This is a genomic window from Polynucleobacter sp. Tro8-14-1 (assembly GCF_018881655.1).
GTDB lineage: Bacteria > Pseudomonadota > Gammaproteobacteria > Burkholderiales > Burkholderiaceae > Polynucleobacter.
This window is the reverse complement of sequence record NZ_JACVPX010000004.1, coordinates 54,998-71,637: the sequence shown is the minus strand read 5'-3', so window position 1 is coordinate 71,637 and position 16,640 is coordinate 54,998. Positions and strand designations below refer to the sequence as shown.

Genomic DNA, 16,640 nt, shown 5'->3' with positions numbered 1-16,640 from the left:
GTCCCTAGATAACTTTTCGAATTAATTTCATAAGTTATTGAATTTATTGAGTATTTTAGGAAATGCCATGGCAAGATATCAATCTGAAATCACCCAGTTCTTAACTGAACTCAAAACCGAGCATCCACAGCTCGAAGCTGAACAACAGGCTGGTCGCGCCCTCCTGTGGGACAAAGAGCCATTGAGCGTTGAAGATCAGCGCCGTGCCAAAGCTGCAAAACTCAAGCAACGCGCCTACGTGTACTCGAATGACTAATCAAGGCAATGAGCCTAGCGCTCAGCCAATGTCGGATTTACTCGATAGCACTCCATCGGTTACCGATGGCATGTCGGCCGCTTTCGCCAAACTATATGGCGAACCGCTTTTTAAGCTCCCTACTGATCTTTACATTCCACCAGATGCACTAGAAGTTTTTCTAGAGGCATTCGAAGGTCCATTAGATCTATTGCTGTATTTGATTCGCAAACAGAACTTCAACGTTCTCGATATTCCAATGGCACAGGTTACTCAACAGTACCTGAGCTATGTCGATCAAATCCGTCATCACAATCTTGAACTGGCTGCTGAGTATCTACTCATGGCTGCCATGTTGATTGAAATTAAATCCCGCATGCTCCTGCCAATGAAGAAGGCAGATAGCGAAGAAGAAGTAGAAGATCCACGCGCAGAATTAGTACGTCGTCTCTTAGAGTACGAGCGTATGAAGCTTGCTGCACAAGAGCTTGATCAGATTCCACAGCAAGGGCGTGATTTCCAGGTAGCACACGGCTATGTGGATACCACCGTCGCAATTGCGTGGCCAGATGTCAATGTAGAAGACTTGCAAATGGCTTGGCGTGATGTTTTACACCGCGCCAAACTCACTCAGCATCACACGATTACCCGTGAAGAATTATCGGTACGTGACTTTATGACCCGCATCTTGCGCCGCTTGCAGAGCACTAAGTTTGTTGAGTTCAGCGAGTTATTTGAAGAAGCCATTAATTCTGGCAAAGGCATACCGGTTGTTATCGTGAACTTCATTGCGATGCTTGAGCTCTCACGTGAAGCCTTGGTAGAAATTACTCAAGCTGAGCCTTATGCGCCGATTTATGTGCGTCTTGCCTATACGCCTGTTGCATGAAAATCATTAGCGACATTCAAGAATTACGTGACCACTTAAGAGGTCAAAACCGCGCTTCATTTGTACCAACAATGGGTAACCTTCACGAAGGTCACCTCTCATTGATGCGCTTGGCCAGACAACATGGTGATCCAGTAGTCGCCAGCATCTTTGTGAACCGTTTGCAGTTTGGTCCTAACGAAGACTTTGATAGCTACCCGCGTACCATGCAGGCGGATATCGATAAGTTAGAAAAAGAAGGTGTTTACATCTTGTTTGCTCCTACCGAGCGCGATCTTTATCCACAGCCCCAAGAATATCGAGTGGATCCACCGCAGCAATTGGGTGACATCCTCGAAGGTGAGTTCCGCCCTGGATTCTTTAAAGGGGTTTGCACCGTTGTATTGAAGCTCTTTTCTTGCGTACAACCCAAGGTTGCCGTGTTTGGCAAAAAGGATTACCAACAGCTGATGATTATTCGTCAGATGGCAAAGCAGTTTGCTTTGCCAGTGGAAATTATTCCTGGCGAAACCATTCGCGCGGAAGATGGCCTGGCCCTCTCATCACGCAATGGCTATCTCTCTGTGGAAGAGCGTGCTGAAGCACCAGAGTTAATGAAGGCGCTCAAAGAAGTTCGGGAACGCGTCATCCAACTGAAGGATCGCAATAGCCAATCGATCTCTGAGATTGAAAAAGCAGCAGTTGCCAGCTTGGTTAAACGTGGCTGGCAACCGGATTACATCGCCATTCGCCAACAAAGTGATTTAGCCCCTGCAAGCAATGAGCAATTACAAGCTGGTGAGCCGCTCGTCATTCTGACGGCAGCTAAGCTCGGTAAAACAAGACTGATTGACAACCTCGAGATTTAAGTCTGGGGTCAGTCAAAATATTGATCAAGCCCTCGTAAGAGTCTCAATAGCCTTGATGTTATCTGCAGAGTGGCCAAGCTCTCTTAACAAGATCTCCCGCTGACCAATTTCAAAATCTACAAACTCGAAACCGGGCGCTACAGCACAGCTCACTAAGCAAAACGAGTTTTGATGCATGGGTTTGGCAGCAAACCAAGTATTGGCTGAAATAGTGGCTTGCAAGCATTTCGAATCCAGTCCCAATTGAATGGTTTGCAGCTCTTTATTCTTATCAAAGAAATAGATACTGACATCGCAACCACTATGAAAGTACCAAGTCTCATCTGATTTAATCCGATGCCATGATGAGAAGTCGCCGCCTGATAGCAGATAATAAATACTGGTGTAGGCACTCTTTAGTCCTGCGCCTTCAGCACTAACCATAGTTGGCGAACGATACATTTCACGATAAAAGCCACCCTCAGGATGCGGGAGAAGACTGAGATCTTCTACTAGAGAATTCACTGTTTGCATATATTCCTATCGAGCCCTATATATTTTTGCAGCAACATTTTGCTCGATGACTTTTTTCTTAAAGGCTGCAATCAATGCTTTCTGATTCACACTTCTACGAGTTTTAAACCAGTAGAAAAATCCAAGCACCACAAACCATAATGGCAAGAAGTACAGCGCAATGCGTGTGTTCTCATTTAGGCCTAGAGCGTAGATCACGATAGCAAAAAATACAAATGCTACATAAATCATCGTTTTACCCAGAGGAGTCTTAAACTTCGACTCATCATGAGCCTGGGGTAGACGCTTGCGATAAGCAAGGTAGGCCAACAAAATCATCGACCATATGTAAATAAAGAGGATGGCCGTTACGCTACCAACCAATTCAAATGCACTCATCATGGACTGTGTAGTTGTCAGTATGAGGGATGCCGATAGCACAAGACCTGTTCCAAAAAAGATGCCACCAGTTGGAATTTTATGAGAAGACAACTTTCCAAAGATGGATGGTGCATGATGATTCTTTGCTAGGCCATACACCATGCGTGATGTAGCGTATATGCCGCTATTGCTCGAAGACGTTGCCGAGCTAATTACCACCCCGTTAATCAAGGCTGCCGCACTCACCATACCCACCAGCGAAAACATTCCGACAAAAGGACTTTCGTTAGGAGAGATATCCACCCAAGGAGTCACCATCATTAAAACCATGACCGTGCCAATATAGAAAATCATGATGCGGAAAGGTATTTTATGAATTGCATCGGGCAGCATCCGCTCTGGATCCTTTGTTTCTGCCATCATGGTGCCAATGATTTCCATGCCAGCAAATGCGAAGATGGCAGTCTGAAGACCCCCCAGCAAGCCCGAGACCCCATTAGGAAACAGTCCTCCGTAGGACCATAGGTTACTAATGTGGGCGGTAACCCCACTCGGAGAAACAAAGCCGGTAATACATAAGTAAATCCCGAGAGCAATCAGACTAATGATGGCGACCACTTTGATAATGGCCAACCAAAACTCTAGCTCCCCAAATGCTTTAACACTGAGAATATTTAGAGTGAGTAATAAAAGCACAATGGAAAGAGCAGATATCCAAGGGGGTAAGTTGGGCCACCAGAAAGCAATATAGCCAGTAATCGCAATAATCTCAGCAATCGCAGCTACAATCCAGGCAAACCAATACGTCCAGCCCATAAAAAATCCTGCTGACGGCCCCAGTAAGTCTTCTGAAAAATCAACAAAGGATTTGTAATTGAGGTTCGATAGGAGCAACTCCCCCATAGCCCGCATCACAAAATATAAGATGCAACCAATGACGGCATAGATCAAAATGATGCTGGGGCCAGCAATCGATATGGTCTTGCCAGAGCCCATGAATAAGCCGGTGCCAATACAGCCGCCGATAGCGATCATTTCGATTTGTCGCTGACCTAAACCGCGCTCTAATTTATGATTACTTTCCATACAAATCCAATTTCTGGTGAAACAAATTTAGCTGAATTTAGCTAATCGGTATTAGCACCCGCCGCTCAATCCTTCTAGCAACTAAGACAATCACGGAAACCAAGAGTAAATACACTAAAGCGGTGAGTAAGTAGGCTTTGAAGAACTGAAAATTAGTGGAAGCCAGCTCTTGCATACGGGCAAAGAACTCGGTGTACTGAATCAAAAACGTAATCGAGCTGTCCTTAAGGTTGCCTATTACCTGGTTGGTTAGTGCTGGCACTGAAGTACGCAACACTTGCGGCAGAGTAATTAAACGAAATACCTGTGACGGCTCAAAGCCTTGTGCTCTAGCAGCTTCCAACTGGGTCTTATCTAGGCCATTAAATGCCGTTGTTAGATATGCAGCATTGTAAGCAGCCACATTTAAGGTAAATCCGATCACTGCCACTGTAAATGGATTGAGTCGGACCCCCCATTGAGGGAGTCCGTAATACATTAAGAACAAAAGCACGATTAAGGGCATGCCAATAAAAAAGGAAATATAGCCATTGACGGCATTGCGTATGAAGGCGTTCTTACTGAGCGTCAGATAGAAAACAACAACACCCAATAAAAATCCTGTAATGCTAATTACAACTGCCAATTGGAGAGTATTAGAAAGTCCAGCCAATATGAGCGGCATCTGCTCAAGAAGATCACGCTCAAAACCGCTCCAAGATCCCGCCATGACTACTCTCTCTTACCAAAAAAAGCTTGCAGCTCTGGATCAGAATGATTGTTGGCAAGAACATCAATGCGCTCGTCTGCACGAATGACGCCCTTATCCAAAAATAGCACCCGATCTGAAATGGTGCTTGCTAAACCCAAGTCATGAGTTACACAAATCATGGTGATTCCATTGTGGTGCAGGCGATTTATGAGATCTCCCACATCACGAGACATGATGGGATCCAGTGCTGAGGTTGGCTCATCAAGCAGCAACACGGCTGGGTCCATTGCTAAAGCTCGTGCAATAGCAACGCGCTGCTTCTGTCCGCCAGATAATTGAGATGGGTACTTGCTTTGATGGGATGTCATCTCAAATCGAGACAACTCATGTAAAGCCTTTTCATTGACCTCTTTAAGCCCCATACCCTCTAATTTACGTAATGCTAATGTGACGTTTTCTAAGACAGTGAGATGGCTATATAAAGCAAATTGCTGAAATACAAAACCAATTTGCTTGCGCAATTGCCGAACATCTACATTGGGGCCCAGGATCTCGTTGCCCTTAAAACGAATTGATCCGGAGGTAGGCTCTACTAAGCGATTCAAGCATCTTAAGAGAGTAGATTTACCACTCCCCGAAGAACCCATCAGGACTTTCACTTCGCCCTGCTGTAAATCCAGATTAATCCCGGAGAGTACTAACTGACCCTCAAATTCCTTAGTGAGGTCTCGGATGGTGATGACGGTCATACTGCTGCTTCTTTCATACCTGGAATCTCATAATGTTTTTGAATCAACTGAACGCCGAATAACAAGATCCGATAAATAACAAAATAGAGGACTCCAACCATCAAATAAACATCAATTCCCTTTAGGGTATTAGCTGTCAATGTCATGGCCTCCTTAGTAATCTCTGGAATGCCAACGGTGTAGGCAAAAGGTGAGTATTTCAGAACGGAGGTAAATTCATTCACCATGCCGGGAATGGAAAAGCGGAGCATCTGCGGAATTTCAATATAACGAAGCACCTGGATGCGACTCATACCCATTGCCTGTGCGGCAACTATCTCGGCTGGATCGACAGAATTAAATGCTCCACGAAAGACCTCTGTGAGATAAGCGCCAGCTACTAAACCTAGGCTAAGGGCCATGGCCATTAAAGGCGGAGGTTTAATACCAATTCCGGGAAGGCCAAAGTACACCATAAACAGGAGAACAAGTACCGGCACTCCCCTAAAGACGTAGGTGTAGATATCAATAAGAAATGAAACACTTCTGATGGAGAGTCGATGAAGACTAGAAAGCAGTAGACCGACAACAAGGCCGGTCATACTGCAAACCAGTGTCACGATAACGGTGTAGACAACACCCTTACAGAGCTCCAGCAGAATATCTAAAAGACTCATGACGAACTTTTGCTAAAGGATTACTTCATCCACTTATCTAAGATCGCTTGAATTTTTTCTGGTCCTAGCTCTGTTAAATACTTATCAAAGTCATCACGCAACTTGGAGCCTTTAGCAAAGGCAAACCCCAATTTATCGTAACCCTTGAATACATATGCACTTTCCAAAGGAAGCTTTAGCTTGTTTTCATAGTTCAAGAGCACAGGCTCTTCAATGAATGCCAAATCAATATTGCCATTCTGTAGATCTGTCACCACCTCAGCATATGAGGGATAAAGCTTTACCTTGCTTAAAGAGTAGTAGCCTTTTGGCTCCAGCTCATTTCTGATCAAGTCATCGTAAGCCATGCCACGTGGGTAGCCAATGGAATATTTCTTGAGCTGATTTAAATCAGTGATCTTGATGTTTTTACTTTTAAGACTTACTAAATGCCAAGAGTTATCGTAATAAGGCTGAGAAAAATCCATCGCCTCTTTGCGCTTATCCGTAATCGAGATGCCAGAGAAGGCAACATCAGCTTGACCGCTTGACACTGCACCAAGCATTCCCTGCCAATCATAAGGAGTGACTTTTAAGGTGCAGCCACGAGATTTGCAATAGCCCTGAAAAATATCCATATCTACGCCAACAATCTGCCCATTCTGATCAAATAGCATCGGTGGTGATGCAGGCGATACAGCAACCTTAATTTCACTTGAATTAGTGCCTTTAGAACAGGCAACCATTCCTAGACTTAGGGCACAAATCAGTAATAGCAAAAATCGGCGTTTCATAGACAAAATCCTTGTAGTAAAAATCAAATGGCGCCTTCTAAACTAAACAAGCTAATTCAAGTCAATTAGCCTTAAAAGCATTCCATCAAAAGATAGCAGCGGAAGAGCAATTTGTAAACGATGATCTTGCGGCAGGAACTGCAGAGCATCGCAGTTGATTGACTCATCGGGCTGTTTGCCAACCAATCTATAGAGTAAAGAACTGTCCTACCTCTAGATTCAACTCTTTAGCCAATTCAGCACCAGTCACTTTACCCGCAGCCCCTTTAGCCTTCAGGACCTCAATCTGTCCACCATGGCAGGTGATGAAGAAAGAATCTAGCGTGATTTGAGTCACTTCACCTGGCTTACCTTTAACGGCACCAAACGTTGCTGCCACATGTTTGTGGCAATCATAGATCTGTACTTTTTGTTCGCCAAACTTAGTCCATGCACCAGGCGCAGGATTGCATGCACGAATCAGGTTATAGATTTGAGTGATATGAGTCGCCCAATGAATCTGTGCGGCATTCGCATCAAACCAGCCTTCGTAGTTAGCCTGCGATTCATCTTGCACTATTTCTTGATGCTTGCCTGCAACTACGAGATCAGCAGTCTCCAGGAGAGCTTTCACACCGATCGGGAATAAATGATCAAAGTAGATCTTGCCGAGTGTGTCATTAGGTCCAATGGCCACCTCTTTTTGCAAGATCACTTCGCCTTCATCTAAACCATCAGATGGGCGGAAGATGGTTAAACCCGTCTTCTCTTCGCCTAATGCGATTGCCCAATTAATAGCGCTTGGCCCACGATATTTAGGCAGCAAAGATGGGTGATATTGAATCGTGCCGTGTTTCGGAATCTTACAAAGCTCTTGCGGCACAAACTGAAGCACATAAGCCATTACACAGATGTCTGCGTTGGCATCAATCATGGCTTGAGCAGCTTCTGGACCCTTCAAGGAAGAAAACTGCAAGGGGGTTAAGCCCCTTGCTAACGCCGCTTCTTTTAAGACTTCGGGTTTACTTGATTTAGGATTGTCGGGTGGGCAGAAAACGGCAACCACTTCATCGCCGCGATCTAAAAAGGCTTCTAGCGCCGCCTTACCAAAATCCGCACTCCCAATTAAAGCAACCCGCATCTTAGATCACCTTCTCGTGACGTAATGCGATCAATTCATCAGTTGAGTAACCTAACTCACTAAGAATCTCATCAGTATGCTCACCAAGCAAAGGTGAACGAGTCACATCGGTTGGGCTATCAGACATCTTGATTGGGTTACCAACAGTGAGGTACTTGCCACGAATTGGATGATCAACCTCAACAACTGTCCCAGTCGCGCGCAATGCAGGCTCTTCAGCAATTTCTTTCATGGACAGAATTGGACCGCATGGAATGTCATATTTATTCAATACGTCCATGACTTCAAACTTCGTCATGGTCATGGTCCACTTTTCGATCTCACCGAAGATTTCCATAAGGTGTGGCAAGCGTGCCATTGGCGATGCGAAACGCACATCGGTAATCCAATCTTCACGGCCGATTACTTTGCAAATTGCTTCCCAAACTGGCGCTTGTACGATCACATACATGTAAGCATTTGGATCAGTTTCCCAGCCCTTACACTTCACAATCCAACCAGGCTGACCACCGCCAGAAGCATTACCAGCACGGGGTACAGCGTCACCGAACTCACCGTTCGGGAATTGTGGGTACTCTTGCATCAGACCAACGCGCTCTAAACGCTGTTGATCGCGCAACTTCACGCGGCACAGGTTCAACACTGCATCTTGCATTGCTGCCAATACTTTCTGACCACGGCCAGAGTGCGTACGTTGGTATAGAGCTGTAACAATACCAAGTGCTAAATGCAAACCGGTTCCGCTGTCACCAATTTGTGCACCAGTCACCATTGGAGGGCCGTCATCAAAACCAGTAGTAGATGCAGAACCACCAGCGCACTGCGCTACGTTCTCATACACCTTGCAATCTTCATATGGACCAGGACCAAAGCCTTTGACAGAAGCCATGATCATCATTGGATTGAGTTCTTGAATGCGCTCCCAAGAAAATCCCATACGATCAAGTGCGCCGGGTGCAAAGTTCTCAACCAATACGTCGCACTCTTTAATGAGGCGCTCTAGAATTTCTTTACCCTTTTGGGTTTTGGTATTCACGGTAATGGAACGCTTGTTATGGTTCAACATCGTGAAATACAAACTATCCGCATCGGGGATGTCGCGCAATTGGCCACGCGTTGCATCGCCTTCACCGGATTTTTCTACTTTGATAACATCTGCACCAAACCAAGCCAGCAACTGAGTGCAGGTCGGACCTGATTGAACGTGCGTAAAGTCGAGAATTTTGACCCCTTCTAGTGCTTTTGCCATGATTTAAGTCCCAATAAGAATGAAATTTTGAATTAAGGCGATTTTACCAGTGGGATATAGGGGAAATTGAGGCGTGCCCGCTTTTTGGGCATATATTCCGTCTAAACCTGCATTTACTCTTGTTAGGGTCTATATGCGACTAAGCCTGGGGATTTTCAAGCTCAGAAAGTCGCTTTTTAAGGGCCCTTTCTTCGGCAAAACGCTCGCTTTCATCCCGAATAATGGCAGCCACCCCGCTAGCCTTCCCCGAGGCGTCAAACAGCATGCCTACAGTGAATGCAATCGATATAGTGCTTCCATCCTTGTGCTTGGCTGGCACTTTCAATAAGGATGCGCCATAACGGGTCGTGCCCGTCTCCATTGAATGGTTGTATCCCTCATTGTGTTTCTGGCGCTGACGCTCAGGAACAATGAGATCTAAAGTATTTCCAAGGGCTTCTTGCTCTGAGTATCCAAAGATACGTGTGGCCGCAGGATTCCACAGCACGATCTTTTCATCAGCATCGGCAACCACAATGGCATCGCCTACGCACTCTACTAACTGGTGTAAATCAATATTGGTGTTCATGTGATCAGTCTATAGAGTTTTTAAGAAATAAAAAAGGCGCTCACTAGGAGCGCCTTCAAATTAATGCCAATGTTACTTGTTATTAAACTGCTTTAGCTGTGTGCAACTTAGCGATGTCATCAGCGCTATAGCCAAGGTCAGCCAATACTTCGTCAGTGTGCTCACCCAATACTGGTGATGGACCAACTTCGATTTCCAAATCAGAGAACTTGATTGGGCTACCGATAGTCAAATACTTACCACGTACTTTGTGGTCCACTTCAACAATAGAACCGCTCTTACGCAAGTCAGGTGAGTTAGCCAATTCTTTCATGGAGAGAACTGGGGCACATGGAATATCAAACTTGCGGAGAATGTCTACAGCTTCGTATTTAGTCTTGTCTTTGAGCCAGTCTTCAATAGTTGCGAAGATGTCAAAAATCTTGTCTTGACGCGCTTCAGCAGTCATGTACGCTGGATCAGTTGCCCACTCTGGCTTACCAATCGCACGAGTAATTGGCTCCCAAGCGTGACCTTGAATAGTGAAGTAGATGTATGCGTTTGGATCTGTTTCCCAACCCTTACACTTCAACACCCAACCTGGCTGACCGCCACCACCAGCGTTACCGCCACGTGGAACTACGTCAGTAAATGAACCGTGTGGGTACTGTGGGTACTCTTCCAAGTAACCAATTTTGTCCAAACGTTGTTGGTCGCGCAACTTCACGCGGCACAAGTTCAATACAGCGTCTTGCATTGAGCAAGAAACTTTTTGACCTTTGCCAGTTTTTTGACGTTGCATCAAAGCTGTCAAGATACCGATTGCCAAGTGCATACCAGTATTTGAGTCGCCCAAAGCAGCTGCAGAAACTGTAGGAGGACCATCCCAGAAACCAGTTGTGGAAGCAGCACCACCAGCGCACTGAGCAACGTTCTCATACACTTTTAAGTCTTCGTATGAGTGGCCATCACTAAAGCCTTTAACAGAAGCCATGATCATTTTTGGGTTCAATTCTTGGATACGCTTCCAAGAGAATCCCATACGATCCAAAGCGCCTGGGCCAAAGTTCTCAACCATGACGTCAGAAGTTTTGATCATCTTCTCTAAAACTTCTTTACCTTCTTGAGTCTTAGTATCCAAAGTCAATGAACGCTTGTTACCATTCAACATTGTGAAGTACAAAGCATCTGCACCTGGAATGTCGCGCAATTGGCTACGAGTTACGTCGCCAGAACCTGGACGCTCAACCTTGATTACGTCAGCGCCGTACCAAGCCAACAACTGAGTACATGCAGGGCCTGCCTGTACGTGTGTGAAGTCAATAATGCGAATACCGTCTAATGGTTTAGTCATGTGTGTTTCTCCTTAAGTCTTTCTTGTTTACTTCAAATTTAGCTCAAAAATATTAACTTTTTATTACCGTTTTTAATATCTTATTTCTTAGCAGCTGCTGTGGATGGGTTTAAGTTCGTTAAACGTCCACTCTCAGTACCTGCAGTTTCATCAATAACAGCATTGATGAGGGCTGGTTTACCGGCAGCAATCGCTTCTGTTAACGCTGCTTCTAATTCTGCTGGGGTAGTTACGTAGTAACCAACACCACCAAATGCTTCAATCATTTTGTCGTAACGAGCATCTTTAACGAACACAGTTGGTGCAACATCAGCGCCGCCTGTTGGGTTAACGTCAGTACCGCGGTATACGCCGTTGTTGTTGAATACAACAGTCGTGATTGGCAAGTTGTAACGGCAAACTGTTTCCAATTCCATACCGCTAAAGCCAAATGCGCTATCGCCTTCAACTGCAACTGTTGGCAAGCCGCTAGTAACGGCCGCGCCAATTGCATAACCCATACCGATACCCATAATGCCCCAAGTACCAGAGTCAAAACGCTTACGTGGCTTGTACATATCAACGATTGCACGGCAATAGTCGAGTGTATTTGCACCTTCGTTTACCAAGTTCACATCTGGGTTCTTCTTGATCACATCACGAATCACACGTAATGCGCCATGGAAGTTCATTGGATTTGCTTCTTTAGCCAATGTCTCTGCCATCTTGGCTAAGTTCTTATCCTTCTTCTCAGTGATCGCAGCAATCCACTCAGCACTTGGCTTAGGAACAGCAGAGATGCCCTTCAAGAGTTCACCAACGCATGAACCGATATCACCAATCAATGGAGCAGCAATTTGAACGTTGCTATCCACTTCGTTTGCTTGAATATCAATTTGGATAAATTTCTTAGGCTCTTTGCCCCAAGTTTTACCTTTACCGTGTGCCAGCAACCAGTTCAAACGTGCACCAACCAATAACACTGCATCAGCTTCAGCCAATACAAATGAACGCGCTGCAGAAGCAGATTGTGGGTGATTGTCTGGCAACAAACCTTTAGCCATCGACATCGGCAAGTAAGGGATACCTGATTTTTCAACTAGGTCACGAATCTCTTTATCGGCTTGAGCATAAGCAGCGCCCTTGCCCAAGAGAATCAAGGGGCGCTTTGCGCCTTTGAGCACGTCCAATGCACGAGCAACTGCATCAGCCGCTGGGATTTGACGTGGAACTGGATCGATTACTTTGAAAATGGATTTCTTAGCTTCATCAGCAGGCATGGTTTGAGCAAGCAGCTGAGCTGGCAAATCTAAATACACGCCGCCTGGACGACCAGAAACGGCAGCGCGGATTGCGCGAGCAAAACCGATACCGATATCTTCAATATGATTAATACGATATGCAGCTTTGCAGTATGGCTTAGCGGCATTGAGCTGATCCATCTCTTCGTAGTCACCCTGTTGCAAGTCAACGATTTCACGCTCGCTTGAACCAGAGATCAAAATCATTGGGAAGCAGTTCACAGTGGCGTTAGCTAAAGCTGTCAAACCGTTCAAGAAACCAGGAGCAGAAACAGTCATACAGATACCCGGCTTTTGCGTCATGTAACCAGCAATAGCGGCAGCATTACCTGCGTGTTGTTCGTGACGAAAGCCGATAAAACGCAAACCTTCTGCTTGCGCTAAACGGCATAAGTCAGTAATTGGAATACCAACGAGGCCGAAAATAGTATCGAGGTCGTTTGCTTTCAGGGCGTCAATAACGAGGTGAAAGCCATCGGTTAATTGTGTGTTTTGATTATCTGTTGTCATAGAAATTGATATAGAAATTGCGGGTTTGCTCTTGTAGAGCCAATGCAATTTAGCTTTCGCTAACGTCTCCAATGTAGTTATAAATCGCATAACGGGTTTTGTGTCCCGCTTAGGCTGAGATGAATATTAGGCTTGGGGGAGAAGTTCATCATTGACTTCGGTCAATTTCCCCCCTAAATCCTGTAATTACGAGCGGTTTTGCCCCTTAAACAAAGAGCTCTTTATGCTTCGTTTTAAGGCGACTTAGGGTCTCAGGAGAGAGATTGAGATAGGCTGCCAGCTCCTTCTTTGGTAGAAGCTCGAACAAATCCTCATATTTACGCAAGAAACGCTCTACCCGGCCTGGGGCATCGAGCATATGCAAGGTAATGGTGTGGGCCATGATTTCACTCATCAGGCGCATTACCTCGAACTCAAAGCTCTCTTTGAGAGGTTTGTGCTCCTCAAGAAATTCAGCCCACTTCTTCATGGGCATCCGGGCCACACGCGCCTTAGTGACACACGCAATACTGTAGGGGGCAGCGGTTTTTAAGCGCCATGCGGCATAGCTCGTTTCAATATCTTTTTCGATGGCAAAACGCAAAATCATCTCTTTGGCATCAGCGCTTGAAACAATCCGCTTCAGAATGCCATCCAAAACGAAGTACTGCTCCATCTGGTGATCACCTTGATGCAGCAAAATTTCTGATTTTTTGAGGTCCGCAATTTCTAAATGGCGCTCTAAATCAGCCATTGCTGAGGGATCCAAGCTTTTTAAGACCGAGTTTTGACTCAACTGTAAGCGAATCAGGTTTTTTTCGGGATGCTTATCTAATACGGTCATGAATCCTTGCTCCAAGACCCTCTATTGTAGGCTTCTTTACCTCTCAAAGCCTTGGATCCCCTCTTGGCGCACTTCAAATCCGCTAGAATGATGAGGTCGTGGTGCTTTATTGCAGTGCAATAAAGTTAAACGGGAAACACTAAACGTGTGCTGCCCCCGCAACGGTAGGTAAATGCGCCCTTTTTGGTTTATTTGGGGCGTCAGGAATCTGACAAAGCCACTGTGCGCGTCAATCGCATGGGAAGGCCAGATTCTGATATTTACTAGCCCGGATACCGGCCAAGACAGGTGGAATTTTGCGGACGGGGATCTTCGCGCGCCAATAAAGCGCCGAGTTTCACGATACTGCGCCCAATTGACGCCTGAACTCCTGCACGGGAAATTCTGTTCGACCCAGCTAACGGGGAAGTTAGCTAGGCAATCGATAACAGAAAGTGAATCATGAAGCAGCAGTTCAACAACAAAAAAGCCGCACTTCTATTGGGCACCCTCATCAGCATCAATGCCTTCGCACAAAACAACTCACCACTAGTTTTAGCAAGCACATCTAGTCCACTTAACCCCATCATCGTCACCGCAACGCGCACGCCAACCAAAGCGAGCGATGTATTGGCCGATAACGTTTACATTGGTCCTGAAGAAATTGAGCAAGCCGGACAGACGAGCTTAGTTGAATTGCTGCAACGACAAAAGGGTGTGACCATTTCTAGTTACGGAACAGGCGGATCCAATGCCAGCGTTTTCTTAAGAGGCACTACCAATAATCAGACTCTGGTATTAATCGATGGTGTGCGTATTGATGATGCAATAAATGGCGGCACCAACTGGTCAGTTATCCCACTGACCATCATTGATCATATTGAAATCGTATTTGGCCCTCAGAGCAGTCTTTATGGTTCTGATGCCATCGGTGGCGTAGTGCAAATCTTTACCAAAAAAAGCGATGGCCCTGCTAAGGTGGGCGCCTCTTTTGGATACGGCAGTTACGGCACGAGCATCAGTGAAGCCAGCATTAATGGCTCTACGCAAGGCGATCAAAAAATTCGTTACTCGCTTGCCGCAAGCCAAACGCTCTCCATGGGTTTCAACACTATCGCACCGAACAATAAGGATGGGCTTAGCGCATCAGGCAGAACGGGCTACGTTCAAGACAGTATTACTGGCAGACTATCCCAGGAGTGGAGTAAGGGACAAGAGTTTGGATTACAGTTTTTAAATAGTCGTCTAAATAACCAACTACCTGGGTTTGACCCACAAGAGTTTTTATATCAACAAACTCAAAATCAAGTTTCTCAATTGGGAACCTATTCCCTCTACTCTAAAAATCAAGTGATGGAAAACTGGCGCAGCCTCCTGCAAGCATCCGCACAAACAGGAACCGCACTAAACCATGCTCCTGGCACGCCAGATAACCCAGCATACGACAGCACCCTAAATCAAAGACAAAATACCTACACCTGGCAAAATGATTTCGCTATTGGCACTGATGTTTTGCAAGTATTAGCGGAAAGAAAAACCCAAAAAGTTTCCAGCAATCAACTGGACTACAACAACGGTGACTTCAACAACTTGACAGCGCCCTATCCTTTTTTAGGCTTTAGTCAAACTCGTAATACCAATTCAGGTGCTATTGCTTATCAACTAAAAAGAGAGGCGCACTTAGCTAACTTCTCGCTCCGCAATGACAGCATTACAGGTTACGGACCACAAACTACCGGTGCTGCGGCTTATGGTTATTTCTTCACCAAAGAATGGCGTGCGAACATCAACTACGGAACTGGATTTAGAGCGCCAACCTTTAATGACCTCTACTACCCAGGATACGGAAATACAGCCATCCTTCCTGAGAAAAGTAAAAACACGGAAGCAGGACTGCATTATGAAAAACCAGGTCTTGATGGGCATATTGTGGTCTTTAGTAATTCCATCTCAAACTTGATTCAAGTTAGCAATTCGGATACGTGCCCAGTGGGAACGGGTATTTTTGGCTGCGCATCGAACGTGGCCAGCGCCAAAATTACTGGCAGTACTTTGAGTGGTGCAGTACAAATGTCCTCACTCAGCTTAAAAGGCTCCTTCACACAGCAAAACCCAGTAAACGAGAGCACTAATAGCACTTTGATAAAACAGGCTAAGCAATACGGCAATGTGGCAGGTGAGTATCTTTATCTCAAATTAACTACCGGAATTGGGGCTACTTTTTCCGGAAGAAGGGACGATTTTCAGGGTGCGAATACTGGCATGGGCGGCTACACCATCTTTAATCTCTACGCCAACTATGATCTAGAGAAAGACCTGAGCGTCTTTGCCCGCTGGAATAATGCTTTAAATAAGACCTACCAACTTAGTTATGGCTACAACACCCCGGGCTCAAACGTATTTGTAGGGCTGCGTTACGCCATGAAATAAGCTCTTTTTTCAGACTACAATGCCAGTATGAGCGAGACCCCCCCTCTTTCCACTGGCGACCTAGTCTTAGACATGGATGCGTTATGCGCATCCATTCATCGAGTGGCTGGAAAAATTCAGGTTATTGCTGAAGCCGTTCAAAACTTAAACCAAAATCGAGCGCAACTCGAAAACAAGATTGAAGATGCGCAAAAGCGTATTCAACATATCCTAAGTCGCCTACCAGAACAAAGCGACGGTCGCCAACTCAATCTACTAGGCGAAGCTATTCCACCAAATAACCCTGAGGATGACAATGAGCCAACAACGCATTGAGGTAAGTCTTGCCGGTCAGAAAATTACTCTGGCAACTAGTGCCGAGCATGAGCCATTACTCCGTGCAGCGTGTGTCTTGGTAGATGAACAAATTCAACTGGCTATTAATGGTGGTAACCGCAGCATTGAAAGAGCGAGCATGATGGCCGCACTCAAAATTGCCGGTGATCTTATTACCTTACAAAAAAATCAATCGCAGCAAAGCAGCCCTTCCAATGTCAGCACAGATGAAG

The 16,640-nt window shown here is 45.6% G+C and carries 17 protein-coding genes, 1 pseudogene and 1 riboswitch; of the genes and pseudogenes, 6 read left to right on the top strand and 12 right to left on the bottom strand.

Going from position 1 to position 16,640, the window contains the following annotated elements:
* The first annotated feature begins 67 nt into the window (after positions 1 to 67).
* Genes ICN34_RS05530 through panC form a run of 3 tightly spaced genes read left to right on the top strand, consistent with a single transcriptional unit; the run spans position 68 to position 1,972 of the window.
* The gene (locus tag ICN34_RS05530; protein ID WP_072583777.1) at positions 68 to 256 is read left to right on the top strand and encodes a DUF3460 family protein; all 189 of its coding nucleotides are present in this window, start codon (positions 68 to 70) and stop codon (positions 254 to 256) included.
* On the top strand, positions 249 to 1,124 hold the full coding sequence (locus ICN34_RS05525) for a ScpA family protein (protein ID WP_216121307.1): 876 nt from the start codon (positions 249 to 251) through the stop codon (positions 1,122 to 1,124). Before ICN34_RS05530 ends, ICN34_RS05525 begins: the two co-directional genes overlap by 8 nt.
* Positions 1,121 to 1,972 carry a pantoate--beta-alanine ligase gene (gene panC, locus ICN34_RS05520; RefSeq protein ID WP_216121305.1) on the top strand — a complete coding sequence of 284 codons (852 nt, stop codon included), beginning with the start codon at positions 1,121 to 1,123 and terminating at the stop codon, positions 1,970 to 1,972. Before ICN34_RS05525 ends, panC begins: the two co-directional genes overlap by 4 nt.
* Before the next feature lie 24 nt (positions 1,973 to 1,996).
* On the opposite strand, the gene ICN34_RS05515 is transcribed toward panC, so the two are convergent.
* The 12 genes from ICN34_RS05515 to ICN34_RS05460 form a co-directional block, all read right to left on the bottom strand.
* Complete coding sequence (locus ICN34_RS05515; protein WP_072583780.1) at positions 1,997 to 2,485, bottom strand: cupin domain-containing protein; 489 nt, start codon at positions 2,483 to 2,485, stop codon at positions 1,997 to 1,999.
* A gap of 6 nt (positions 2,486 to 2,491) precedes the next feature.
* Entirely contained in the window at positions 2,492 to 3,931 is a 1,440-nt protein-coding gene (locus tag ICN34_RS05510; protein WP_216121303.1) for an amino acid permease, read from the bottom strand.
* A 37-nt stretch (positions 3,932 to 3,968) separates the two neighbouring features.
* Positions 3,969 to 4,640 (bottom strand): amino acid ABC transporter permease, encoded by a 672-nt coding sequence (locus ICN34_RS05505; protein WP_216121302.1) that lies wholly within the window; start codon positions 4,638 to 4,640, stop codon positions 3,969 to 3,971.
* Positions 4,641 to 4,642: 2 nt separating this feature from the next.
* A complete protein-coding gene (locus tag ICN34_RS05500) occupies positions 4,643 to 5,371 on the bottom strand; it encodes an amino acid ABC transporter ATP-binding protein (protein WP_216121301.1) in 729 nt (242 codons plus the stop codon).
* Positions 5,368 to 6,027: an amino acid ABC transporter permease gene (locus ICN34_RS05495; RefSeq protein ID WP_216121299.1), complete on the bottom strand. Its 660-nt coding sequence runs from the start codon at positions 6,025 to 6,027 to the stop codon at positions 5,368 to 5,370. The genes ICN34_RS05500 and ICN34_RS05495 overlap by 4 nt, the downstream gene beginning before the upstream one ends.
* Before the next feature lie 20 nt (positions 6,028 to 6,047).
* Positions 6,048 to 6,800, bottom strand: coding sequence for a transporter substrate-binding domain-containing protein (locus ICN34_RS05490; protein ID WP_072583785.1), 753 nt, complete (start codon positions 6,798 to 6,800; stop codon positions 6,048 to 6,050).
* A 187-nt stretch (positions 6,801 to 6,987) separates the two neighbouring features.
* The gene (locus ICN34_RS05485; protein WP_216121297.1) at positions 6,988 to 7,920 is read right to left on the bottom strand and encodes a methionyl-tRNA formyltransferase; all 933 of its coding nucleotides are present in this window, start codon (positions 7,918 to 7,920) and stop codon (positions 6,988 to 6,990) included.
* Between the two features lies 1 nt (position 7,921).
* Complete coding sequence (gene frc, locus ICN34_RS05480) at positions 7,922 to 9,169, bottom strand: formyl-CoA transferase (RefSeq protein ID WP_072583787.1); 1,248 nt, start codon at positions 9,167 to 9,169, stop codon at positions 7,922 to 7,924.
* Positions 9,170 to 9,308: 139 nt separating this feature from the next.
* Positions 9,309 to 9,737, bottom strand: coding sequence for a PAS domain S-box protein (locus ICN34_RS05475; protein WP_216121294.1), 429 nt, complete (start codon positions 9,735 to 9,737; stop codon positions 9,309 to 9,311).
* A gap of 82 nt (positions 9,738 to 9,819) precedes the next feature.
* Complete coding sequence (frc, locus tag ICN34_RS05470) at positions 9,820 to 11,070, bottom strand: formyl-CoA transferase (protein WP_215357501.1); 1,251 nt, start codon at positions 11,068 to 11,070, stop codon at positions 9,820 to 9,822.
* An 80-nt stretch (positions 11,071 to 11,150) separates the two neighbouring features.
* Positions 11,151 to 12,860 (bottom strand): oxalyl-CoA decarboxylase, encoded by a 1,710-nt coding sequence (gene oxc, locus ICN34_RS05465; RefSeq protein ID WP_072583790.1) that lies wholly within the window; start codon positions 12,858 to 12,860, stop codon positions 11,151 to 11,153.
* A 205-nt stretch (positions 12,861 to 13,065) separates the two neighbouring features.
* The gene (locus ICN34_RS05460) at positions 13,066 to 13,683 is read right to left on the bottom strand and encodes a Crp/Fnr family transcriptional regulator (RefSeq protein ID WP_072583791.1); all 618 of its coding nucleotides are present in this window, start codon (positions 13,681 to 13,683) and stop codon (positions 13,066 to 13,068) included.
* Positions 13,684 to 13,765: 82 nt separating this feature from the next.
* Positions 13,766 to 13,982: riboswitch (cobalamin riboswitch) on the top strand.
* A gap of 142 nt (positions 13,983 to 14,124) precedes the next feature.
* On the opposite strand from ICN34_RS05460, the gene ICN34_RS05455 reads away from it, so the two are divergent.
* The 3 genes and pseudogenes from ICN34_RS05455 to ICN34_RS11600 form a co-directional block, all read left to right on the top strand.
* Positions 14,125 to 16,092: a TonB-dependent receptor domain-containing protein gene (locus tag ICN34_RS05455; protein WP_216121292.1), complete on the top strand. Its 1,968-nt coding sequence runs from the start codon at positions 14,125 to 14,127 to the stop codon at positions 16,090 to 16,092.
* A 27-nt stretch (positions 16,093 to 16,119) separates the two neighbouring features.
* Complete coding sequence (locus ICN34_RS05450) at positions 16,120 to 16,407, top strand: hypothetical protein (protein ID WP_216121290.1); 288 nt, start codon at positions 16,120 to 16,122, stop codon at positions 16,405 to 16,407.
* A pseudogene (locus ICN34_RS11600) lies at positions 16,382 to 16,600 on the top strand (cell division protein ZapA); the annotation flags it as partial. The gene ICN34_RS05450 and the pseudogene ICN34_RS11600, both read left to right, overlap by 26 nt.
* Positions 16,601 to 16,640 lie beyond the last annotated feature (40 nt).